General features: G+C 70.3%; 17 protein-coding genes. 8 read left to right on the forward strand and 9 right to left on the reverse strand.

Annotated features, from left to right (window positions below):
• Positions 1-287 precede the first annotated feature (287 nt).
• The 3 genes from D473_RS0103425 to D473_RS0103435 are packed head-to-tail and all read left to right on the forward strand — an operon-like array spanning position 288 to position 2,883.
• Positions 288-1,112, forward strand: a complete 825-nt coding sequence (locus D473_RS0103425; protein WP_017607694.1) for an alpha/beta hydrolase — start codon at positions 288-290, stop codon at positions 1,110-1,112.
• Positions 1,109-2,050: an ATP-binding cassette domain-containing protein gene (locus tag D473_RS0103430; protein WP_017607695.1), complete on the forward strand. Its 942-nt coding sequence runs from the start codon at positions 1,109-1,111 to the stop codon at positions 2,048-2,050. Before D473_RS0103425 ends, D473_RS0103430 begins: the two co-directional genes overlap by 4 nt.
• Positions 2,050-2,883: an ABC transporter permease gene (locus D473_RS0103435; protein WP_017607696.1), complete on the forward strand. Its 834-nt coding sequence runs from the start codon at positions 2,050-2,052 to the stop codon at positions 2,881-2,883. The genes D473_RS0103430 and D473_RS0103435 overlap by 1 nt, the downstream gene beginning before the upstream one ends.
• 40 nt (positions 2,884-2,923) lie before the next feature.
• Here the strand turns inward: D473_RS0103435 and D473_RS0103440 are convergent, their stop codons facing one another.
• Genes D473_RS0103440 through D473_RS0103450 form a run of 3 tightly spaced genes read right to left on the reverse strand, consistent with a single transcriptional unit; the run spans position 2,924 to position 5,104 of the window.
• Positions 2,924-3,886 (reverse strand): class I SAM-dependent methyltransferase, encoded by a 963-nt coding sequence (locus tag D473_RS0103440; RefSeq protein ID WP_017607697.1) that lies wholly within the window; start codon positions 3,884-3,886, stop codon positions 2,924-2,926.
• A gap of 26 nt (positions 3,887-3,912) precedes the next feature.
• On the reverse strand, positions 3,913-4,242 hold the full coding sequence (locus D473_RS0103445) for a hypothetical protein (protein ID WP_017607698.1): 330 nt from the start codon (positions 4,240-4,242) through the stop codon (positions 3,913-3,915).
• Positions 4,243-4,273: 31 nt separating this feature from the next.
• Positions 4,274-5,104 carry an SDR family oxidoreductase gene (locus D473_RS0103450; RefSeq protein ID WP_017607699.1) on the reverse strand — a complete coding sequence of 277 codons (831 nt, stop codon included), beginning with the start codon at positions 5,102-5,104 and terminating at the stop codon, positions 4,274-4,276.
• Between the two features lie 200 nt (positions 5,105-5,304).
• Here D473_RS0103450 and D473_RS0103455 point away from each other — a divergent pair, with 200 nt between their 5' ends.
• Both D473_RS0103455 and D473_RS0103460 read left to right on the forward strand, forming a co-directional pair.
• Positions 5,305-6,678: an FAD-binding oxidoreductase gene (locus tag D473_RS0103455; RefSeq protein WP_017607700.1), complete on the forward strand. Its 1,374-nt coding sequence runs from the start codon at positions 5,305-5,307 to the stop codon at positions 6,676-6,678.
• Between the two features lie 73 nt (positions 6,679-6,751).
• A complete protein-coding gene (locus D473_RS0103460) occupies positions 6,752-7,594 on the forward strand; it encodes a class I SAM-dependent methyltransferase (protein WP_026126558.1) in 843 nt (280 codons plus the stop codon).
• Between the two features lie 12 nt (positions 7,595-7,606).
• Here the strand turns inward: D473_RS0103460 and D473_RS0103465 are convergent, their stop codons facing one another.
• Positions 7,607-8,215, reverse strand: coding sequence for a histidine phosphatase family protein (locus D473_RS0103465; protein ID WP_017607702.1), 609 nt, complete (start codon positions 8,213-8,215; stop codon positions 7,607-7,609).
• Between the two features lie 281 nt (positions 8,216-8,496).
• Here D473_RS0103465 and D473_RS0103470 point away from each other — a divergent pair, with 281 nt between their 5' ends.
• Positions 8,497-9,042 (forward strand): type 1 glutamine amidotransferase domain-containing protein, encoded by a 546-nt coding sequence (locus D473_RS0103470; RefSeq protein WP_017607703.1) that lies wholly within the window; start codon positions 8,497-8,499, stop codon positions 9,040-9,042.
• Between the two features lie 59 nt (positions 9,043-9,101).
• Here the strand turns inward: D473_RS0103470 and D473_RS0103475 are convergent, their stop codons facing one another.
• The 5 genes from D473_RS0103475 to D473_RS0103495 form a co-directional block, all read right to left on the reverse strand.
• Entirely contained in the window at positions 9,102-9,371 is a 270-nt protein-coding gene (locus tag D473_RS0103475; RefSeq protein ID WP_017607704.1) for a metal-sensitive transcriptional regulator, read from the reverse strand.
• A 103-nt stretch (positions 9,372-9,474) separates the two neighbouring features.
• Positions 9,475-9,588, reverse strand: coding sequence for a methionine/alanine import family NSS transporter small subunit (locus D473_RS26300; RefSeq protein ID WP_017607705.1), 114 nt, complete (start codon positions 9,586-9,588; stop codon positions 9,475-9,477).
• The gene (locus D473_RS0103485; RefSeq protein ID WP_026126559.1) at positions 9,585-11,138 is read right to left on the reverse strand and encodes a sodium-dependent transporter; all 1,554 of its coding nucleotides are present in this window, start codon (positions 11,136-11,138) and stop codon (positions 9,585-9,587) included. Before D473_RS0103485 ends, D473_RS26300 begins: the two co-directional genes overlap by 4 nt.
• Before the next feature lie 279 nt (positions 11,139-11,417).
• On the reverse strand, positions 11,418-12,056 hold the full coding sequence (locus D473_RS0103490) for an HD domain-containing protein (protein ID WP_017607707.1): 639 nt from the start codon (positions 12,054-12,056) through the stop codon (positions 11,418-11,420).
• A 154-nt stretch (positions 12,057-12,210) separates the two neighbouring features.
• A complete protein-coding gene (locus D473_RS0103495) occupies positions 12,211-13,215 on the reverse strand; it encodes a DUF2804 domain-containing protein (RefSeq protein WP_017607708.1) in 1,005 nt (334 codons plus the stop codon).
• Positions 13,216-13,764: 549 nt separating this feature from the next.
• Between D473_RS0103495 and gdhA the strand changes: the two genes are divergently transcribed.
• Positions 13,765-15,132 (forward strand): NADP-specific glutamate dehydrogenase, encoded by a 1,368-nt coding sequence (gene gdhA / locus D473_RS0103500; RefSeq protein WP_017607709.1) that lies wholly within the window; start codon positions 13,765-13,767, stop codon positions 15,130-15,132.
• Between the two features lie 136 nt (positions 15,133-15,268).
• Positions 15,269-16,033, forward strand: a complete 765-nt coding sequence (locus D473_RS0103505) for a class I SAM-dependent methyltransferase (protein ID WP_017607710.1) — start codon at positions 15,269-15,271, stop codon at positions 16,031-16,033.
• Positions 16,034-16,406: the final 373 nt, after the last annotated feature.

Raw genomic sequence — 16,406 nt, forward strand, 5'->3', positions numbered from 1 at the left:
TGCGCCGGGACGGAGTGTGCGGGGCCGGGTCCTGTCGGCGGTGCTCGGCGCCGGCCGGTGGCCGGTTGCGGCCAGGCGGGGCGGCCCCGTGGGTGGGGGTGTCCGGTGCAGGGCGCTGTCGTGGCAGGTGAGGGGCGGTCGGTGGTGGTGGCACCACCACCGGCGGTGGGCCATGGCGCAGATGGTTCGGGGTGGCACCGCGATCGAGTTCGGCTGCGTGCGTATCTAACGTGACCGGTGATGGTGCTCAGTGCCCCTGAAGCGGGGCCACGACCACGGGGAGATCCATGATCACGGCCGCACCGCAGCAACCGGGGCTGGGCCCGTTGACCTACCACGAGCACACCTGGCGGGGCCTGCGGCTGCTGGCCCGGGACAGCGAGGGTCCGGGGCGGATCGTGGAGGTTCTGGGCGAGGTGGCAACGGCCGACCACATAGTGGTGCTGGTGCCGGGCAACGACAACCACCTGGGCAACTACTTCGATCCGGGCCGGCGCACCCGTCCGCGGGTCAACGGGGTGGGGTTGTTGCGGACCATGGACCGCCTGGAGCCGCGGAGGCGTTTCGCGGTGGTGGTGTGGTTGGGCTATGCCACCCCCAGCGGGTTCGCGCAGGCCTCGCTGCGGGGCCCGGCCGAGCGCGGTGCGCCCGACCTGGCCCGCTTGACGCACATCTTGCCCCGCGATGCGCACATCACGCTGGTGGGGCACAGCTACGGGGCCGTGGTGTGCGGGTTGGCGTTGGGCGGGGCGCGGGTGCACGACTGTGTGGTGCTGGGCAGTCCGGGCATGGGCGGTTCCTCGGCCTCTGACCTGGGTTTCTCGGGCCGGTTGTGGGCGGCTCTGGGCGGGGGCGACTGGATCCGGTTCTTCCCGCGCGGGCGCCTGGGGCGGTGGGGGCACGGGCCTTCGCCGTTGCGGCCGGGGTTCGGTGCGGTGCGTTTTGCCACGGGAGCGATCGGGGGGCACTGCTCCTACTACACCGAGGACAGCGAGTCGGTGCGCAACATCGCGCGGATCGCGTTGGGCCGTTTCGCCCAGGTCACCCTGGCCGGGCAAGGCGGCGGCCCGCCCATCGGGGCGTCGGCGCCGGCCAGGGAGGTGGCGCGGTGAGTACGGTGATCCGGGCCCAGGGGGTGGGCAAGGTCTACGGGGGCGGGCGCGCGGCCCTGGAGGGGTTCGATCTGCAGGTCGAGTCGGGGACGGTGCACGCGTTGTTGGGTCCCAACGGTGCGGGTAAGAGCACGGCGGTGCGCATCATGGCGACCTTGGCGCGTTTCGACTCGGGCCAGGTGTGGTTGGAGGGGCGCCCGGTGCAGTCCAACACGCGGTGGGTGCGCTCGCGTATCGGGTTCGTGGGCCAGTACGCGGCGGTGGATGAGGCGTTGAGCGGGCGCCGCAACCTGGAGATGTTCGCGCGTTTGTCGCACCTGGGCCGGCGCCGGGCCCGCGCGCGTGCACTCGAGCTGTTGGAGCGCTTTGGTCTGCAGGGGGCGGCCGAGCGTGCGGTGGGTCAGTACTCGGGTGGGATGCGCCGGCGTCTGGATCTGGCGGCGGCGCTGGTGGCCGACCCGGTGGTGTTGTTCCTGGACGAGCCGACCACGGGGTTGGATCCGCGCAGCCGCGCCCGGGTGTGGCAGGAGGTGCGTGAGCTGGTCGGGCGTGGCACGACGGTGGTGTTGACGAGCCAGTACCTGGAGGAGGTCGACCGGTTGGCCGACCGTGTCTCGGTGGTGCGGGCGGGGCGTGTGGTGGCCGAGGGGAGCCCGGGCCGGCTCAAGGAGCGTATCGGGGGCGGGCGTATCGAGGTGGTGGTCGAGCCCGGTGATCTGGCTGTGGCCGAGCGGGTTCTGGGCCGGGTGGCCGGTGCGGCGGCGCGGGTGGAGGCCGAGGCGGGGCGGGTGAGTGTGCCGGCCGGTCAGGGGACTCTGGGGCTGACCGAGGTGGTGCGGGCCTTGGACAAGGCGGGGTTGGTGGTGCAGGACGTGGCGTTGCGCCGTCCCACCTTGGACGAGGTGTTCTTGAGCCTGACCGGTGAGGAGGGGGCCTGATGGGTGAGGGGCAGGGCCGCTCCGGGCCCGGAGCGGCCGAGCGGGCGGGGTGGATGGTGGCCGACACCTGGGTGGTGGCGGGCCGCTACCTGTCTCACCTGGTGCGCAAACCCGAGGAGATCGTGGGCACGTTGTTGATCCCGGTGCTGGCGGTGTTGCTGTTCGGGTTCGTTTTCGGTGAGGCGATGGGTGCGCTCCTGGGCGGGGGCGGTGATTACCGCGAGTTCCTCATGCCGGGCTTGTTCGTGTTGACGATGGCGTTCGGGATCGGTAACACCACGATCGCTGTGGTCACCGATGTGGGCCGTGGTGTGGTGGACCGGTTCCGGACGTTGCCGATGGCGCCGTCGGCGTTGTTGGCCGGGCGCAGTGTGGCCGATGTGGTTTCGGCGCTGGTGGATCTGGCGGTGCTGGTGGCCATGGGGTGGTTGGTGGGTTGGCAGTGGCACAACGGGCTCTGGGCGGCGCTGGCGGCGTTGGGGTTGTTGTTGTGGTTGCGGTTGGCCTTCACCTGGATCGGGATCTGGTTGGGGTTGGTGGTGCGCAGTCCCGAGGCGGCGATGAAGTTCTTCTCGTTGGTGTTTCCGTTGGCGATGGTGGCCGAGACCTTCGTTCCGGTGGAGACGATGCCGGGGTGGTTGGTGCCGGTGGCGGAGTGGAATCCGTTGTCGGCCACGGTGGTGGCGGCGCGGGAGTTGTTCGGTAACCCGGCCGGCCCGGGCCAGGGGTGGCTGGCCCAGAACGCGGTGTTGGTGGCTCTGCTCTGGCCTGCGGTGTTGTTGGCGGTGTTCGTTCCCCTGGCGGTGGGCCGGTTCCGGAGGATGAGCCGCTAGGGCCGGTGCCGGGCCGGGTAGGGCGCAGGGCGCTGCGGCCTCATCCGGGGTGTTGTCCCCGGGCCTGGATGAGCCAGGCCGGTTCCCACCAGTAGTCGCACAGGTGGTGGGCTCCCACGTCGGTGAAGCCGGCCTCTTGCAGGTCCTGGACCCAGTCCTGGACGGAGTGTTCGTAGTTGGTGCGGGTGTGGGTGGCGAAGTGGCCCAGGACCACGGGCAGGATGAAGCCGCTTCCCACCAGGTCGCGGTCGTCCTCGTACTCGCGCAGGCCGCGTTCGAGGCGCTGCAGGCAGGAGTTGAACCACTGCGGGTCGAAGGGGTCGGGAACGTGGGCGACGTCGAACTCGACCACGGCCAGGTGCCGGGTGCGTTCGGCCAGGGCCTGCAGGAGGGGGCCGCGCTCGTGCGGGGGCAGCGACTGCAGGGCGAAGGTGGACTGGGTCAGGTCCCAGCGCTGGTCGGGGTGGCGGGTGAGTAGGTTCTCGACGGTGGTGTTGAAGGCCCGGTGGCCGATGCCCTGTGCCTGCAGGGCGTCGGTGGCCCCCTCGAGCAGGGCGGTGCTGGGTTCGACCAGGTCCACGTGTGGGGCGGGCCCTGCGGCGTCGTTCAGGGCGGGCAGTAGGGCCAGGCCGTCGCCGGGGCCGACGTCGAGCAGGGTGCGCGGGGCGTGTTCGTCGAGGTTGCGGGCCAGGGCACGGGAGGTGGCGTGGTAGAGCTCGACGTTGCCGCCGCCGCGGATGAAGGCGCCGAAGGCCTCGGGTGAGTCGTAGACGCCGGTGTGTTCGTGCTCCAGGTGGTGGGGCAGCAGGCGGGCGAACTCGCTGTGGGGGTCGAGACGGCGGGCCAGCTGTGCGTGCTCCCGGGCCGGGTCGGGGCGGCCGTCGGCGTGGGCCCACAGGGCCAGGTACAGGGCGGCCGGGGCGGTGTGGGGCGGGTGTGCGGCGGCGGCCTGGTGCGCGCTCAGGCCTTGTTGGCGGGCGCGGTGCAGATCTGTCAGTGGCATGGCCTGCTCCGTTGCGGTGTCGGGGCTCAGGTGTCCAGGCGTTCGGTGAGGCGCGGGTGGCGTTGGCGGGCGGCCTGGGCCGAGCCCAGGCCCAGGTGCTGGCCCATTCTCTGCCAGGTCATGCCGCGTCCTTTGGCCATGGTGAGCAGGCCCAGTTCCCTCTGGTCGAACTCGGCGCGGGCGTGGGGCAGCAGGGTCAGGGCATCGGCCAGGTCGCCGACGCGGCGTACCGCTCCGTAGGGAGTGAGGGGCAGGCCGGCCTCGCTCCAGCGGGTGTGGGCGGGGCCGGTGGCGTGGCGTTCGGTGAGGCGGATCAGGGCCCGGTGGCGTTCGGTGGGGGTGGGTGGGGTGTCCATGGCTCCAGCGCGGATTTTCAACACTTCGTTGTCAACGAAAAGTTGAAAACAAGGTGGTGGATCCGGATGGTCGAGGTCGTGCGCGGGGCCGGGCCAGAGGCCACGCGCGCCCCTGGTAACCGTCACTGCCCAAGGCGCAGAACTCGGCGAAGGCCTGGCTGGCCACCTTCCGGTCCGGGGCCAGATGCTCCCCGCGGCGGAAGGCGGCCATGACCGCCCCCGGAAGAGGCACCGGGACCGGGCGCCGGCTCGGGCCCACCGAATCCAGATACTGGCGGGCCAGCTCGGTGAAGGGCTGCACCAGCGGCCCGCCCATGTCGGCGACCCGCCCCTGCGGGGCCTGGGAGGCCAGGTGGGCCAGGCGCGCGGCGACCTCGGCCGTACCGATGGGCTGCACGTCCATATCGGGCACCGCCATGACCGGCAGCCGGGCACTGGAGCGCAACAGCAGCCGCACCAGGTCGTGGAACTGGGTCGTGCGCAGCACGCTCACCCCCAGGTCGGAGGCGAGCAGGGCCTCTTCCACCACGTGTTTGGTCTTGTAGTAGCCCAGCGGAACGCGGTCACAGCCCACGATGGAGATGTGCACCAGGTGCTGCACGCCGGCGGCCCGGGCGGCCGCGATGAGGTGGCGGGTCGCGGTGATGTCGCCGCCGGTGGGGGAGGAGGCGCAGTGCACGATCGTCTGGGCACCCTCCAACACCGGGGCCAGACCCTTGCCGGCAGCCAGGTCCACCGGCGCGGTGTCCTCGCCGTCCGGGTGGCGGCTGGCCGGGCGCACCTGGTGGCCCTGCCCGCGCAGCTGCTCGGCCACGGGCCGGCCCAGCGTCCCTGTCGCTCCGGTGACCACGATCGTTGCCATGTGTCCTCCCGCGGCCAGATGTGGTTTCTGGATCGAGAAGCTGACGCTAACACCGGCACGGCCACCAGTTCGGGTTCTGAACGCGTGTGGCGCGGGGAGGGGCCCCGAACCTGCGCGCCCGGGCACGCGGGGGTGCCCGTTAGGCTGCGCCCAACGTCGCCGCAGCAGGTGCGGGGACCCAGGCGTGAAGGAGCGTGCCCATGTCGGGGGTGGCCGAACAACTGCGGGAGGCGATCGGTACCGATCAGGTGGTGACCGACCCCGAGATCATGGAGGGCCTGGCCCACGACGAGGCCGAGTGGGCCCCCTACGGCAGCCCGGCCGCGGTGGTACGGCCCCGCCACACCCAGGACGTCTCGGAAGTGGTGCAGGTGTGTGCGGAGGCCGGGGTGCCGGTGGTCGCACGCGGGGCCGGCACGGGCCTGTCCGGGGGCGCCAACGCCGTGCAGGGCTGGGTCGTGGTCTCCTTCGAGCGCATGGACCAGGTTCTGCAGGTCGACCCCGTCCAGCAGACCGCGACCGTCCAGCCCGGGGTGGTCAACGCCCACCTGCGCGAACGGGTGGCCCGGGACGGGCTGTGGTACCCGCCCGACCCCGCCTCGGCGCCCTGGTCCACGCTGGGCGGGAACGTGGCCACCAACGCCGGCGGTCTGTGCTGCCTCAAGTACGGCGTCACCCGCGACTACGTGCTGGGCATGGAAGCGGTCATGGGCAGCGGTGAGGTGGTGCGGCTGGGCCGCAGCACCGCCAAGGGGGTGACCGGCTACGACCTGGCCGGGCTCATGGTCGGCTCCGAGGGAACGTTGGGGCTGGTCACCGAGATCACGCTGCGCCTGGTACCGCTGCGCACCGGGGTGGAGCACACCGTGGTCGGCTACTTCGACTCCCTGGTGCAGGCCGGGCGCGCGGTCGCCGCGGTCTCGGCCGCGGGGATCGTGCCCTCGGCGCTGGAGCTGATCGACCGGTTCTGCCTGCAGGCCGTGGACGAGTGGAAGAACATGGGCCTGTCGGCCGAGGGCGAGGTGCTGCTGTTGGCACGCAGCGACCTGCCCGGGGCCTCGGGCGAGCAAGAGGCCGAGCAGATCCTGGCCTGCTTCGAGGGACAGGGCGCGGTCTATGCGGTGCGCTCCACCGACCAGGAGGAGGCCGAGGCGCTCTTTGCGGCCCGGCGCCTGGCCTACCCGGCGCTGGAGCGGTTGGGGCCGTTGCTGACCGAGGACGTGTGTGTGCCCAAGGCCTGCGTGCCCCAGATGCTGGGGCGTATCGAAGAGGCCGCGCGCCGCTTCGACACCCACATCGGCAACATCGCCCACGCCGGCGACGGAAACCTGCACCCGCTCTTCATCGTCCCGGCCGGGGACGAGCAGGCCAAGAAGCGCGCGCAGGAGGCCTTCGAGGTGATCGTGGAGGAGGCCCTGGCGCTGGGCGGCACGGTCACCGGCGAGCACGGGGTGGGGTTGTTGAAGAAGTCGGGGGCCGCGAAGGAGCTGGGCCCGCAGGTATTGGGTATGCACCGGGCCCTCAAGCAGGCGTTGGACCCGGCGCAGGTGTTCAACCCCGGAAAGGTGTTCTGAGCCGCGGGCTGGGGCCGTCACCGGGCCGAAAACCCGGTGACGGCCGGTGGGCGCCCGGGTAATGTGCCCGCCCATGGACGCAGATGCAGCACAGCCGCCCCACTGGCGCGAGAGCAACCGCAGGCACTGGGACGAGAGGGTTCCGGTGCACGTGGCAGGGCACTTCTACGACCTGGAGGGTTTCCGGGCCGGGGATGAACCCCTGCGCGGCTTCGAACTCGCCGAGGTCGGCGACGTCACCGGCAAGACCCTGGTGCACCTGCAGTGCCACATCGGCACCGACACCCTGGGGTGGGCGCGCCACGGGGCGGAGCGGGTGGTCGGGTTGGACTTTTCCGGCGCGGCGGTGCGGGCCGCCCGCGACCTGGCCCAGGAGGAGGGCTACTCGCAGGAGCGGGCCGCTTTCGTGGAGGCCGACGTGCACCAGGCAGCTTCGGCCCTGCCCGAGGACTCCTACGACATCGTCTACACAGGCGTGGGCGCCCTGTGCTGGCTGCCCGACATCGACCGTTGGGCGCAGGTGGCGGCCTCGCTGGTGGCCCCGGGCGGGTTCTTGTACCTGGCGGAGTTCCACCCGCTGACCGATGTGCTCGATGACCGCACCGGCACGCGGATCGTGCACGACTACTTCTGTCGGCAGGCCCAAGTGCAGGAGGCCCCCGGCACCTATGCGGACTCTCAGGCCCCGACCGTGCACGACCGCAACGTGCAGTGGCACCACCCGCTGGGCGACGTGGTCTCGGCGCTGGCCGCCCAACGGCTGCGTGTGGACTTCCTGCACGAGCACGAGGTCTCGCTCTTCGCCCGCTTCGAGGCCTTCGAGCGCGCCGAGGACGGCACCTACCGGTTCCCCTCCTCCTTCCCGAGGGTTCCGTTGATGTACTCGCTGCGGGCGAGCAGGCCCGCCGGGGCCTGAAAGGCGCCCTCCTCAGGGCCGCAGGTGCTCGGGAAAGCCGCTCCAGCGCAGCTCCTCGGGCAGGTGGGAGAGGTCGTTGTAGACGGTGGGGCTGGCCGGTGCGTCGTGCGGATAGCGGATCACCGTCAGGGAGGCGTGGGCCGGGGCCAGGCTCACCCACCGCCAGTCCGGGGCGCCCAGAGCGTGGGCGAGCAGGAACCCGACGGTGAAGGCGTGGGTGATGACGGCTTCGCGCCGCTCGGGGCCCTGGAGGCAGGGACCGGCGAAGCGTTCCAGCGCCGCCCGGGTCAGGTCGGGCTCCTCCGCTCCGTCCACGCCCTGGACGAAGTCCAGGATGCGGTCGGCGTGCTCGGGCGGTAGCTGCGCGCGGGTGGGTGCGTGCGGGATCAGGTCGCCGGCCTCGGCCCTGACCTGTACCTGGATGCCGGGCAGGTGGTGGGAGAGCGTGTGCGCGGTGGCCCGGGCGCGCGCAGAGGGCCCGCAGTGGAGTGTGTGCGGGGCCAGGGCGGCCAGGCGCCTTCCCAGTGCGTGGGCCTGGCGTTCTCCGGTGGCGCTCAGGCCGCCATGGTCGGGGCCGGCTTCGGCGTGGCGGGCCAGATACAGGTGGCGGGTGGCACTCATGGGGGCCTTTCGGTCGGTGCCGATGGGATGCCTGCGGTGCAGGGATGGTTCACCTCGCCGGGCTCGGGTCTTTGCGCGGTTGAGCTCGTGCCGGCGTGAGGGGGCGCCTTCTGCGTGTCGGTGGCTGCTGGGGCCACCGCGTTGCGCGGGCCCCGGGTGCGGGCCTCCTGGCACGTGGAGAGGGTGGGCCACCTCATGGGGGCATGCATGTGTGAAGTGGGGGCCGCGGTGGGGTAGGGGCGAAAGAGGAGAGCACACGAGTGTGGAGGAAGGAGGCTCTCATGGCTGGGGAACTGAGCGCACGCAAGGTCGCTGTCCTGGCGGCGGACGGGGTCGAGAGGGTCGAGCTCGTCCAACCCCGGCAGGCGCTGCAGGAGGCCGGCGCCGAGGTGGAGCTGGTCTCCACACACGCAGGGCAGATCCAGTCGATGAACGGCGACATCGAGAAGGCCGACCGCTTCGACGTGGACCGGCAGGTCTCACAGGTGGGGGCCGGAGACTACGACGCGTTGGTGGTGCCCGGCGGCACGATCAACCCCGACCAGTTGCGGGTCGATGAGGACGCGGTCGGTTTCGTGCGCGCGTTCGTGCAGGCCCAGAAGCCGGTGGCGGCGATCTGCCACGGGCCCTGGATCCTGGTGGAGGCCGACGTGGTGCGCGGGCGCACCGTGACCTCCTACCCCAGTATCCGTACCGACATCAAGAACGCGGGCGGCACGGTGGTGGAACAGGAAGTGGTCACCGATCAGGGTGTGACCACCAGCCGCGACCCCAACGACCTGCCGGCGTTCTGCGAGCGCATCGTGGGTGAGTTCGCGCGCTCCTGAGCACGTGCTCGGCCCGGCCGGTGCACGCAGCACCGGTCGGGCCTTGGTGTGTCAGGGGATCAGGCCAGGGCCAGGAAGAGTTTTTCCAGTTCCTGCTCACTCATGGGGGGTTCCTCGCCGTTGGCGTGGGCGACGGTGCAATCGCGCATACCACCGGAAACGATCTTGAATCCGGCGCGGTCCAGGGCTCGGGAGACCGCGGCGAGCTGGGTGAGGACCTCCGAGCACTCCTGGCCTTGTTCGATCATGTGAATCACCGCCGAGAGCTGGCCGTGAGCACGGCGCAAGCGGGTGAGGGCGTTGCCGGCCATCTCGGGTCTCATCTGCATGGATTGACTCCTTCCCTGGCCAACATACCGACCCCGGTATGGAGCCGCCCGCAGCGGGTGGCATGCGGGCGGCTCGCGGTGGTGCGGGATGCTTCTGTGGACCTCAGTCCTGCTCGGGTTCTTCGGGGTGGCGCAGCAGGTGGAGTACTGCGGCTGCCAGCCCGCCCCACAGCAGGAGCATGGACAGGACCATCATGACGATCGCGCTGGTGCTCATCGGCGCTCCTCCGCGTCCTGCTCGTTCTCGCCCGACTCTTCCCGGGCGTCGTATTCGGCGATGCGGTCGGCCCGCTTCCAGGGCAGCAGGGCCATGACGATACCGAAGGCGATCGCGCCGAGGGCCACGCCCCACCCGGTGAGCAGCAGGAAGGTGTCGGGGTAGCCCTCATAGTTCTGCGTCAGTTCCACACGCAGGCTGTCGAACATCATGAAGCCCAGCAGCAGCGGGGTGATCACACCCAGCGCCACCCGCCACCAGGTGCCCAGCCGCACGAGGGAGACCTCGTTGGCGTGGCGCTGGAAGTAGGGCAGGCGGCGCAGCACCCAGCCGAAGACGATGATGAGCACGAGCCCGGCCAGGGCGATGCCGTACTGGTTGATGAAGTGGTCGAAGGCGTCAAGGATGTAGAGGCCTTCGTGGGTGGGAAAGAGCAGGATCGAGGCCAGGGCGGTGGCCCCGCCCACCAGCGCCACGGACTGCACGCGCCCCAGGCGGGCGCGGTCCTGCACCGCCGAGACGATCACCTGCACGATGCTGATCAGCGAGGTGAGACCGGCGATGGTCAGCGAGAGGAAGAAGAGCACCCCGAACAGCGTCCCGCCCACGGGCAGGCTGGAGATGATCTGGGGGAAGGCCACGAAGGCCAGGCCGATGCCGTCGGCCACGACGGTGTCCACGCTGGTGCCGGCGGTGGTGGCCATGAAGCCCAAGGCGGCGAAGACACCGATGCCGGCCAGCAGCTCGAAGGAGCTGTTGGCGAAGGCGGCCGTGATGGCCGTACCGGTCAGGTCGGCCTTGCGCCGCAGGTAGGAGGCGTAGGTGACCATGATGGCGAAGCCGATGGACAGGGAGAAGAAGATCTGTCCGTAGGCGGCGATCCAGACCCCGCCGTCGAGCATGGCTGACCAGTCGGGGGTGAACAGGGCGTTGAGGCCCTCCACGGCGCCGTCCAGGGTCAGCGCCTGCACGACCATGACCAAGAAGAGCACGACCAGGACCGGGATGAAGACCTTGGTGGCCTTCTCGATACCGTTGCGCACACCCAGACCCAGAACGAGCAGGACGACCACCCACACCCCGATCAGGGGCCAGGCCACGCCGGAGACGTAGCCGGAGATCATCCCGGGCTCCTCGGCCACCTGCAAGAACTCCGCGTTGAAGAAACCGTCGGGGTCATCGCCCCATTGCCGGCCCACGGAGAACCAGGTGTAGCGCACGGCCCAGGCCACGATGACGGCGTAGTAGACGGCGATGACGAAACAGATCGCCACCTGCCACCAGCCGATCGCCTCCGCGGGGCGTTTGACACGCCGGTAGGACAGCGGAGCCGAGGAACGGTAGCGGTGCCCGATGGTGTATTCGAGGATCAACAACGGGATACCCGCGCTCAGCAGGGCGATCAGGTAGGGCAGCAGGAAAGCGCCGCCCCCGTTGTCGTAGGCGACGTAGGGGAATCGCCAAATATTTCCCAGTCCGACGGCCGAGCCGATAGCGGCCATCAGAAAGCCCGCGCGCGTTCCCCACTGCTCGCGAGTCTGTTGGACCATGTTCAGGTCTCCTAAATCATCCCGTAGTTCGCGAGCCGCACGCTAGCAGGAGTTGCGCCCTTGAGCACGATCACAAGTGCAGAGTGATCAGGATGTCGTACAACCGTGGGCTTTTCATGATGCTACGTCCAATCCCTGCTCAGAGCAGGCAAGGGCCAAGCCTTCCTTGAGCAGAGCGTGTAGGCACCCTGAAGCCCGGGCAGGCGGCACCAGATCCTGCCACCGCGCGCCCGCCCCACCACGGCTTGCCCCCGCCCGGGACCCGGCCCGGCAGCGGACCTACTCGGGCCAGGGGGAGTCCTTGATGGCCTGGACGAAGTCACCGCGCACGAACCCGGGCACACAGTGGGCGAGCACATCGGCCTTGACGTTGCCGAACGTGGTCTGGGGACGATGCCTGAGACCCTCGGTGAAGGCCCCCAGGATCCGGTTCTTGAAGTCGGGCCGGGGATGGGCCGCCACCACGGCCTCACGCTGCTGCTCAGAGACCGCGTGGTAGCCCACCCCCAACACATCCAGCTCCACCCCGCGCGTGAGCAGGGCGACCTCCGACTCCATGTGCAGCGGAACCTCCGGCGTGGTGTGCAAGGCGATGGCCCTCCAGACCCGCTCGGCCTGCGGACCCCAGACGCCGTGGGCCTGCAGGAAACGCCGCGCCTCATCGGCACCATCGATCTCAAAACGCTGGTCGCTACGGCCAAAGCGCTCGGTCAACCCCAGGTCGTGGAACATCGCTGCGACGTAGAGCAGCTCCGCATCAAAGCCCACCCCCTGTTCGCGTGCGCGCAGCGAGGCCCACAAGAACACGCGCCGGGAATGGTCGAACAGCAGTCCCGGCGCTGTCTCACGGAGCAGTTCGCCCGCCTCCCGCGCCAAGGCACTGTCGGGGATGGCCACGCCTGCGATCGACTCGCTCATGATCTCTCCACTCCAAGCTCATACGGCCTGCCCCGGGCCGCTCCCGCGCGGTCACCGTGCACCGGCCCGGCGCCCTGTCCTTGCGCGCTCAGGCCAAGGCACACGAGACCGGCCCAGGGCACACCTGCCCGCCCCCCGTGCGCGGGTCCGGCACTCACCATTTCATGTGCACGTGCTCGGCGAAGCCCGCCAGAGCGCGCACGGCGATGACGGTGCCCTGGTCGGTGCGCACGGTGCCCTCGTAGTGGCCGAAACACTGGGTGGTGTCGTTGAGCACCAGCCCGGCATCAGTACGCTCGGCCCGCTCGTGGAAGGGGGTGAAGGCCAGATCCACCTGCGCGGAGCCGGGGGTGTAGAGCCGCCAGGGGCGCAGGGGCGCGGCCAGGTCGTAGTCCCACCGCAGCTCCTGGCCGATCTTGGTCAACTGCCCGTCCACGCACAGGGCGTTCTCGGTCAGGCCGGTGCCCTGGGTCCACTTGCCGCCGAACTGCAGCCCCAGGGTGTGGCCGCCGGTGTTGCCCGCGGCCGCGCCCCAGTTCCAGGTGCTCTCGTAGGGCCAGCGTCCGCGCCCGTGGTCGAGCACACCCCAGGCGTCGGTGAAGTCGATGTCGCGGCCGGCCAGGCGCACGGTGCCGTGGGCGGGGCGGGCCGTGTGCTTGGAGGTGTACTGGAACCGGGTGGGGCTCCAGGGGATGACCACGTTCATGCTCTGGTGGCCGGGCGGGCGGGTGATGGTCAGATCGGCGCTGAGCGGGCCCTGGGAGGTGGTGCAGGAAAACCGCAGGCGGGTGCCCTGGGCCCTCTCGTGCACACGGGCGCGCAGCGGCCCCAGGGCGGTGACCGGCCCCGATCCCAGGCTCTGGGGCACGTGCACACCGTGGGCCAGGGGGCGCAGGGCGGTGCGGGTGAGTTCCCGGCCCCCGTGCTCGAGCAGGTAGATGCTGCTCAGGCCCAGGTAGTCGATGTCGGCCACGGTCAGCGCGATCGAGTGCGTGGGGGAGCTGACCAGCCAGTACTCCCAACGCTTGGTGCGCCCCCATCCGGGCAGCGGGGTGGAGTGCAGCGGGGTGCGCGACCAGCCCACCGCCTCGGGGTTCAACCGCCCATCGGGGGTGGCCAGGGACACGGGTTCGGTGAGTTCGTGTTCGTGTGTGGACATGGCCGAACCCTAGAGCGCCCGGCTCCACCGGTGCTGTTGCCGGGGCCGCGGGCGAGCTTGGCCCCGCAGAGCCCGCCGGTGCGAAATGGTGGTGTTCTTCCAGGCGGTGGGCGGTGTCGAGCACGGCAAGGGCATCGGTACCCTGCAGAGGGCAGGCCTTCCCACAGCTGCAGGGCCTTGCGGTTGAGTGCGGCGGCCCGGTCGGTGCAGAGGGAGCCGGGCCGGCTCCGGATGTCGTGGCCCCCACACGGCCTGCGCGGGCACAGCGACCCAACTGCATATGGTCCATCTCACCTGCGTCCGAGTATGACAGAGGTGAATGCAGGCGCCCCCCGGGAAGAGCAGTTCGGAGTCAGTAACCCGGCACGAGCACAGGTCAATGAGGACCGAAAGCCTGGTCAGTGACCGAATAGGCCCCAAGGTCACCGAGTAGACAAGGAACTGCGGGGAAATATCCCGAAACACCCTCGGACACGCGTGTGTGTTTCGGGTCGGCCACAACGGCGTGGTGTACAGCAGAACAGCCACAAGAAGGGACCTGGTACCTCCATGGCCAGCGAGTCCGACCTCCACGACCACCACACCGGTGTGCGTTCGGCCTACAAACACGTGGTACGGCGCAACCCCTACGAGCCCGAGTTCCAGCAGGCAGTGCTGGAGGTGCTCGACAACCTCTCCCCGGCACTGACACGCCACCCCGAGTACGACGACCAGCGGATCCTGCAGCGCTTGTGTGAGCCCGAGCGCCAGGTCATGTTCCGCGTGCCCTGGCGCGACGACAACGGCAACGTGCACGTCAACCGGGGCTTTCGGGTCCAGTTCAACAGCGCCCTTGGCCCCTACAAGGGCGGACTGCGTTTCCACCCGAGCGTGAACCTGGGCGTGATCAAGTTCCTCGGGTTCGAGCAGATCTTCAAGAACGCGCTGACCGGGATGAGCATCGGCGGCGCCAAGGGCGGCAGCGACTTCGACCCCAAGGGCCGCTCGGACAACGAGATCGAGCGTTTTTGCCAGTCCTTCATGACCGAACTGCACCAGCACCTGGGTGAGCACACCGACGTCCCGGCCGGCGACATCGGGGTGGGCGCCCGCGAGATCGGTTACATGTTCGGCCAGTACCGGCGCCTGGCCAACCGGTGGGAGGCCGGGGTGATGACCGGCAAGGGCCTGGACTGGGGCGGCTCGCGCGTGCGCACCGAGGCCACCGGCTACGGCACGGTGCTGTTCACCCAGCGCATGCTCGAACGCAACGGCAAGGACCTGGACGGGCGGCGCGTGGTCGTGTCCGGGGCGGGCAACGTGGCCCTGTACTCGATCGAACGCGCCCAGCAGCTGGGGGCCAACGTCGTGGCCTGCTCCGACTCCAACGGGTACGTGGTCGATGACAAGGGCCTGGACCTGGATCTGCTCAAGCAGGTCAAGGAGGTCGAGCGCGCAGGCATCGACGTCTACGCCGAGCGGCGCGGCCAGAGCGCGCACTACGTCCGGGGCGCCGGCGTGTGGGAGGTGCCCTGTGATGTGGCCCTGCCCTCGGCCACCCAGAACGAGCTGGACGCGAAGGCGGCGCGCACCCTGATCGACAACGGGGTGATCGCGGTCGCCGAGGGCGCGAACATGCCGACCACCCCCGAGGCGACCTCGCTGCTGCGCCGGGCCGGGGTGCTGTTCGGCCCGGGCAAGGCCGCCAACGCCGGCGGTGTGGCCACCAGTGTGTTGGAGATGCGCCAGAACGCGCGCCGCACCTCCTGGTCCTTCGACCACGCCGAGCAGGAGCTGGCCGAGACGATGGCCGGTATCCACGACCGGTGCGAGGAGGCGGCCGAGCGCTACGGCTGCCCGGGCGACTACGTGCTGGGGGCCAACGTGGCCGGTTTCGAGCGGGTCGGTAACGCGATGCTGGCCCAGGGCCTGGTCTAAGGCTTGCTGGCTGGGGCGCCGGAGGTCTTCCGGCGCCCCAGCAGCCCCACCCCTGCAGCGGGGCAGGGGCGCTGGGCATCAGGGGCGGGCCCGAAAACCAGGTGACAGGGCCACAGGAGCCCGCCACCATGGACCGATGGTCGATGCCCACTACAGCGATCCGGACCTGGCCGCGCTCTACGACCTCTTCAACACCTGGCACTCCTCGCCCCAGAACCCCTTCTACCTGGAACTGGTCATGGCCGCCGGCGACGCCCTGGATGCAGGGTGTGGGACCGGCAAGCTGCACCGCACCGCGCGCGAACGGGGACACCGCGGGCGCCTGGTGGGCCTGGACCCTGCCGAGGCGATGCTGCGGGTGGGGCGCGCCGACCGCGAGGACATCGAGTGGAGGCTCGGCGATCTGGTGGCGGGCCCCTCCCAGGGGCAGGACCGAGGGCCCTACACGGCCGAGTTCGACCTGGTCACGATGTCCGGGCATGCTTTCCAGGTCTTGCTCACCGACCAGGAGGCCCGCGCCCACCTGGCTGCGGCGCGGCGTGCGCTGCGCGCCGGCGGGATGTTGGCCTTCGAAACGCGCAACCCGGCCGCGCGCGCCTGGCAGAAGTGGACGCCGCAGCACGAGCGCAGGGTCACCGCGCCCGAGGGGCGCACGGCCACCTCGGTGCACACCCTGGAGCGCGTCGAGGGCGAGCTGGTCACCTTCTGCACCGCCTATCGGATCGATGGGTGGAAGGAGCCGGGCCACAGCCGCAGCACCCTGCGCTTTCCCGGGGCGGAGACGGTGAACGCGCTGTTGACCGAGGCGGGCTTCGCGGTGCAGGGACAGTACGGGGACTGGGACCGCGGCCCGCTCACCGACGCATCTGCGGAGATCATCACCCTGGCCCGGGCCCTCTGAAGGCCCGCGCACGGTTGCGCGGCCGCCGGTGGGCATACTGGACCCACATGGCCCCGGCGCTGTTACTGGGAGGCGCACGTGTTCTTCTTCTACAACGGCCGGATGGGTTGCGCGGGCTCGTTGCTGGTCTCCATCGCCCTGAGTGCGGTGCTGTTGCTGGCGCTGCGCGCGTGCGGGATGTGGTGAAGGCCCCGGCCCCGAAAACCTGACTCGGCCTCCCCGCTCGCCTGTGCCCAGGCGCGGGCCTGGGCGGTGGTGGAGGCTGCCGCGCCCCGATATCCCTGGCCTGGGGGTAGGGGCGACTACAAAAACAGAATGATCCGGACAATAGCGATCATTCTGGGGAAAGTGAATTTTCTTCTTGCGTGTGCGG

The sequence above is a fragment of the Nocardiopsis xinjiangensis YIM 90004 genome (assembly GCF_000341145.1).
Classification (GTDB): Bacteria; Actinomycetota; Actinomycetes; order Streptosporangiales; family Streptosporangiaceae; genus Nocardiopsis; species Nocardiopsis xinjiangensis.